The 5,710-nt window shown below is 56.3% G+C and carries 4 protein-coding genes; all 4 read left to right on the top strand.

Features of this window, described 5'->3' with window-relative positions:
* The first annotated feature begins 103 nt into the window (after window positions 1–103).
* The gene (locus JOY90_RS03485; protein WP_291689772.1) at window positions 104–271 is read left to right on the top strand and encodes a hypothetical protein; all 168 of its coding nucleotides are present in this window, start codon (window positions 104–106) and stop codon (window positions 269–271) included.
* Window positions 272–719: 448 nt separating this feature from the next.
* Window positions 720–2,207: a mechanosensitive ion channel family protein gene (locus JOY90_RS03480; RefSeq protein ID WP_291689771.1), complete on the top strand. Its 1,488-nt coding sequence runs from the start codon at window positions 720–722 to the stop codon at window positions 2,205–2,207.
* An 855-nt stretch (window positions 2,208–3,062) separates the two neighbouring features.
* On the top strand, window positions 3,063–4,421 hold the full coding sequence (locus JOY90_RS03475; RefSeq protein WP_291689770.1) for an HlyD family secretion protein: 1,359 nt from the start codon (window positions 3,063–3,065) through the stop codon (window positions 4,419–4,421).
* Window positions 4,418–5,710 (top strand): DHA2 family efflux MFS transporter permease subunit (locus tag JOY90_RS03470; protein WP_291689769.1); only part of this gene is annotated, 1,293 nt, incomplete at its 3' end. The genes JOY90_RS03475 and JOY90_RS03470, both read left to right, overlap by 4 nt.

Below are 5,710 nucleotides of genomic sequence, written 5' to 3'. Positions count from 1 at the left end.
GCGTGATGTGAATGTGAAGCGCGGGAATTGATGTCTGTCGACGCCAAAAAGTGACAGACCATCAGAGTGTTATTCGTAAGGTCAGACGTTTCTCGATCCCGCCTTGTCCGCTTTACGTCGTACCCATGCCGAAGAGAAAGTCAAACTGTTGGATCTTTCGCCTGGTGAACAGATCGCAGCGTTGCGCAAAGGAGAAATTGATCTCGCGCTGATCGGCCAAGAGGGCGCTGTGCTTTCCAGCGAGTTTTACGTTCGCGCGACTATAGATTAATCTACGCCCCTTCGCTGCAGCCATAGCCCGCATCGCGACCGCAGGGAAGTGCTGAAAATCCATAACAAGCAGAATGCAGCTCGCCCGCTTACAGGGAATATTCTCGACTGGGTCACCAGCTCGTCCGAATGCTTGTGGCTTCGCGCTGGACAGCAGATCTTCGTGGAATCGCTTCGATTTCCGGCATCGCTGAACTATTAATCCGCTCTCCGCTTTCTTAGCGCGTAAAATCGAAAAACTTGCTCATCGGCTAGAACCGGAGAGTTTCCAAGCACCCGGATCAACCCATTCCCAGCTCGAAGCACATGAAAGATTTGAAGGTTACGGTTCTGGCCAGAGCGAGAGTTCCGATTCTCCTGCTCGGAAACGCTGCTGCGAGCCCTAGCACGACTTTAGGCTCTTCTGCCGGGGAAAAAGAGGGTGGGTGATTGGGTGATTGCACTGGCCTATGGAACTTTATCTTCTCCTTAGCCTCGTCATCGTAGCTGATGCCGCCATCTTGAGGTTTATCCCGAAGCGAAGGCAAATAGTGCGCTTCGCAAGCATGTCGATCCTGTTTGCGGCCGAAACCATATTGCTCGTTGCGCTCGTTCAGTCGCCATTACATCCGGTTTATCGACCGGAAGATCTGCCCCGAACTTTTTGGATCCAAATTCTGATCTGCTCCTGGTGGGTCCTAGCGGCACGTGCGCTGGTCTTGTCTCTGGCCCTGCTGAGGTCCCTGAGAAGATCAGCGGTCAAGAACAAACTTCTGTGGAATGTTATCGCCGCTAGCATCTATATCTGCGCAGGTCTAGCGATTCTAGGGCTCGTTTTCGAATTTCCACTGCAGGGGATTATGGCTACTTCGGGAATCATCGCGATCGTGCTGGGATTGGCCCTGCAAAGCACGCTGGCCGATGTATTCTCCGGCATATCGCTGAACATCGAAAGACCGTTTCAAATCGGAGACGAGATTCTTCTCGAGGGAGGAGCCGAAGGGCAGGTGATTGAGATGAATTGGCGGTCGACCCATCTGCGCAACAGCGCCAACGATCTCGTCATCGTTCCCAATAGCGCAATCGCGAAGATGCGAATCCAAAACCATAGCGGAGGGAGTCGGCGCTATAACGGAAGTCTAACTATTGTTATAGACAGCCGGAACGAGCCGGAACTTGCCCTCGAGACGCTGAAACAGGCGGCCATGACGTGTCCGGCTATCCTAGATCGTCCGACCCCATCCGTCGCCGCTGCCGACTTCAAAGCTGATCGGATCACTTACGAGGTTAATTTCAGCACAGCTTCAATTGCAGCAGCGGGAGATGCAAGGTCACAATTGATTGCGCAGCTCTACAAGCGGGCGCGCCCATCAGGCCGGCCGGGGGTCGGTGGATCGGCAATAGCGCAAGATTCTTTGGAATCGCGTCCAATCTTCCTTTTCAAAGCGAGCGAATTATTTAACCATATCCCACTTCTTGAGCCGCTGAGCTCGTCAGAGAAAGATGAGCTGAACACGAAGATCATCCGGCGTACCTTCGGAGCCGGAGAAGAGCTTTTGACCCAAGGCGCGACGCTCGAAGCTGTCCAGTTTGTTTTCTCCGGCGTCATTGAGGCGACGCGTGAGGTGCAAGATGGGAGGAAGCTCAAAGTGGGGAAGCTTGGACCGGGGGATTCATTTGGGATACTATCGCTTCTAACCGGTATGCATACCGAGGATGTAACTCTAACCTCGCTAACATCCGGGCTCCTCCTGGGCTTATATTCGAAAGATCTCGAGCCGATCCTCCAATCTCGACCTGAATTAATAGAATTGCTCAGCCATTCTGTTTCGAAATTGCAACAATTTATTGCTATGTTCGACCAAGCTGCGATCCAGCCAGCCATAATTAGTCAGCCAGATCTCTTGTGGCATATTAAACAGTTCTTCCGGCTTGGCGCGAGGCGCGATTCAAATTAGCCGTCACGGCCCAGCTTAAACCCAATACCGCAATAGGAGCCAGAATCCACAAAAGTGTCAAAGCAAGCTTGACAGGCGACACACCTGCGTAAGCTGTTGATGTGCAAGCGAGCCGGGTTAAATTTGAACCGACGCCTCCTCAGCGATCTTAGAGCACTTTATAGACCCTTTCCTTCGTCGTGATTCGACGCTGGTTGGAGGGCGTCCGCTCTGTCGGCGCCCCGTGAAACGATGCCGATTCCGGAACAATGGCTACGAGGGGCCGTAGCCTTCGAGGCCGCACCGGTCATCGTTGTTACACGACGGACTTATGGCCTCCCGAGGTCGCGTTCCGAGAAATAAAGATCCCGGAGATTATGCCGGCTCACTCGCAGTATCTCGTCGGATAATGATGGGTTCGCCCGGGCAACAGCGCGAGCAAGAATGACAGCTCCCACCAATTCAGACATCAACTGAATGGCTAGCTCCCGGCCGGGCCGGCGCCTTCATCTTCCGCCCCTCTCTTTTTGCGAGGTACGAAGCGAAAATCTTCAAGTCATCCTCGATTCCCTTGGCAAATCGGGTTCGAATCTCCTTGCCTTTGCGAGCTGCGTCGCAGTCCGGCGAATGATTCGTGTGTGGGCAGGGGAAAGAAAATTTGACCTCCCTGCAATTTGCTTTTCAAGGATGATAGTGGCTTGACTTTACAACGGTATACAACATCATTGGGCTGGCTTCAATCACCTCACAGCCATGCCCGCTGAAGAACCGAAAGCCGCTCCCTCCGGGCAATCCGCGTCTTCCCAACCAGCGCAAAAGCCGCCCGTTGTTCCGCTGCGCAAACGGCGACGGAAGCTCGTTCTAATGGGAGCGCTATTGGCGATCGCGGTGCTTGTTGTCGGCGTTCCGCGGATATTCCGTGCGCTGAACACCGTCTCGACCGACGACGCCTATGTGAACGGTTATGTGACCTTCGTCGCCCCACGGGTGGCCGGCCAGGTGGCTCGCGTCTTGGTCGACGACAATAATCGCGTAAAAAAGGGAGACGTACTCGTCGAGCTTGATCCTGAGCCCTTTCAAGTACAGGTTGCCATCAAACAGGCGGCGCTCGATGCCGCTCAGGCGGACCTTGTCGTTGCCGAAGCCAATGTCCGCGCGGCGGTGGCGCAGGCCAGGAGCCACCGTTTCAAGCTCGCCCGCGCCATCGAGGATGTGGACAATCAAATCGCGCTGATCCGGGCACGGGTCGCGACGTGGGAGCAAAGCAAGGCAACGATGGCGCTCGCCCAGGCGGAGTTCGACCGGGCGGCACGCTTGTTGTCTACCAAGGTGGTGAGCGCCGAGGAATTTGACCAGAGACGCGAAGCGCTGGACGTGGCAAAAGCGCAAGTTACACAGGCTTTCGAAAACATCCTGCAGGCGCGCGTCGCTCTTGGCCTGCCTGCCGAAGCTCCCCAGGGCGCAAGCCTCGGCGACGTACCCCCAGATCTCGACCAGACCTTCTCCTCCGTTCGCGAAGCGCTGGCGGCGCTGATCCAGAGCGCAGCGCCCCTGGGGGTCGTACCATCGTCGTACGATCTCACGCCAAAACAGACCTTAGCCGAGTTCTACAAGCGCGATCCAGGCGGCAAAGTCGATCGCATCTACGCTGAGATTATCAAGAATGCGCCGGCCCTTCAGCAAGCCAAGGCGAATCTGCTGCGAGCGCAGCGCGATCTGGACCAGGCAAAGCTCGATTTGCGATACACCACGATCGTCGCCGAAATCGACGGTGTCATTACTCGCCGGAACGTGAATCCCGGTAATAACGTGCAGGTCGGTCAAAGCCTGATGGCCATCCGCTCCCTGCGGGACATCTGGGTCGACGCGAACTTCAAGGAAACGCAGTTGCGTAATTTGCGGATCGGCCAGCGCGTGGATCTGGAAGTCGATATGTATGGTGGCAAGCGAACTTTCGAAGGGCGTATTTCCGGCTTCACCTTCGGAACCGGGTCGACCCTGGCGCTATTGCCGGCCCAGAACGCGACCGGCAACTTCGTCAAAGTAGTGCAACGGTTGCCGGTACGCATCGATGTGACGAACTACGATCCTGATAAGCTGCCTCTTTTCGTTGGCCTCTCGGTCAGTCCCTCAGTAGATTTGAAAACTCCGCCGACGGGGTCGAACGCGGGCAAATTTCTTCAGGAGCCGGCCCCAGAGAGTCCCTCCCCTTCTCCGGCGCTAAGCAAGCCATGAGTGTGACGCTGTCTGCCGCCTCATCTCCAATCGCGACGACCAGGCCTCGGGAATTTAATCCATGGATCATCGCGCTCGCCGTAGTGGTGCCGACCTTCATGGAAGTGCTGGATACCACGATCGCGAATGTTGCCTTGCGCTACATAGCTGGGGGTCTCTCCGCAGCGGTCACCGACAGCGAATGGGTGATCACCAGCTATCTGGCCGCCAATGCCATTATCCTGCCTATCTCCGGCTGGCTCGCAGCCCAGCTCGGACGACGCAACTATTTTCTGATTTCCATCGCGGTTTTTACCATTAGCTCCGTGCTTTGCGGCATGGCCACAAGTTTGACCCAGCTGATACTCTTTCGTGTGATGCAGGGCCTTGCCGGCGGCGGTCTTCAGCCCTCCAGCCAAGGTATCCTGCTCGATGCCTTCCCGATAGAGAAACAGGGCGCGGCCCAAACCCTTTTTGGCGTTGCGGCCCTCATCGCGCCTGTGGTCGGGCCTACCTTAGGCGGCTGGATTACCGACCAATATTCCTGGCAATGGATCTTCTTTATCAATCTTCCGGTGGGCGGGCTGGCTTTCCTTCTCTGCTGGGCGATGGTTCGTGATCCAGAGTACTTTCGTAACCAGAGAGCAGAATTGAGAAAGCGGCCGCTCAATTTCGACTCGATCGGCCTCGGATTGCTCGTGATTACCCTGGTGTGCTGGGAGGTACTTCTTAGCAAGGGACAAGAGTGGGATTGGCTTGGCGATCCCTTTGGCCGGGTGCAGACACTAGCGATCCTGATGTTCGTCGGGGCGATCTGCCTCGTCATCTGGGAAACGCGGCATGCGAGTCCGATCGTGAACTTCAGGCCCTTGCGCGACCGCAACTTCGCCATCTCCTGTATCGTCATTTTCTGCTCCTTCGGAGTGCTCTACGGATCAAGCACGTTGTTGCCAGCACTGCTGGAATCGCTCTTCGGTTACGACGCTTTCCATGCCGGACTCGTTTTGTCTCCGGCGGGCGTTTTTACCATCCTCGCCATTGTCGTCGTCGGCGCTCTCATTGGGCGCGGCGTCGACGCGCGCTGGCTGATCGCCACTGGCCTGCTCATCCTCGCCGCCGGCAACTTCTGGATGTCGCAGCTGAACCTTGAAATATCCGCCTGGCAGGTCGTCTGGCCACGCGTGGTTCTGGTCGGCGGATTGGGCCTGGTATTCGCGCCGCTCAACGTCGCCGCTTATCTTTACATACCGCGCTCCATACGCGGCGCTGCCGTAGGTCTCCTGGCACTGTTGCGAAACGAAGGAGGCAGC

Source organism: Bradyrhizobium sp. (genome assembly GCF_019242285.1).
GTDB lineage: Bacteria > Pseudomonadota > Alphaproteobacteria > Rhizobiales > Xanthobacteraceae > Bradyrhizobium.
This window is presented reverse-complemented; position numbering and strand designations above follow the sequence as displayed.

Bases quoted from the DNA above. Each gene is read 5' to 3' on its own strand.
- JOY90_RS03480 (WP_291689771.1), top strand. From the start codon at position 720: ATGGAACTTTATCTTCTCCTTAGCCTCGTCATCGTAGCTGATGCCGCC.